Source organism: Jejuia spongiicola (genome assembly GCF_023502325.1).
Taxonomy (GTDB): Bacteria; Bacteroidota; Bacteroidia; order Flavobacteriales; family Flavobacteriaceae; genus Wocania_A; species Wocania_A spongiicola.
In genome coordinates this window covers 1-309 of sequence record NZ_JAMFLZ010000036.1, presented here as the reverse complement: position 1 = coordinate 309, position 309 = coordinate 1, and the positions used below count along the sequence as shown (strand labels likewise).

At 34.0% G+C, this 309-nt stretch carries 1 protein-coding gene; it reads left to right on the top strand.

Annotation, left to right across the window (positions count from 1 at the left end):
- The coding region (locus M3P09_RS17245) for an Ig-like domain-containing protein (RefSeq protein ID WP_249974067.1) at positions 1-309 on the top strand (309 nt) is incomplete at both ends.

The window sequence follows — 309 nt, the reverse complement described above, 5'->3', positions numbered from 1 at the left end:
ATAATTGATCAAGGAGACCCCTTTGCCGTAAATGACACGGGAACTACTACAGAAAACACCTTGCTAACAACCGTTAATGTTACATCAAATGATACTTATGTGGATGATGCAACAATTAGTAGTTTTGACGATATAAGTTTTAATGGTGGAATCATAGTTGCAGGATCAACACTAGGGACATTTGATTATACACCACCAACTAGCTTTATTGGTTTAGATACATTTACATATACTATTTGTGATGATGATTCTCCTATTAATCATTGTTCAACTGCTACCGTAAAAATAAATGTATTACCTGGTACTACA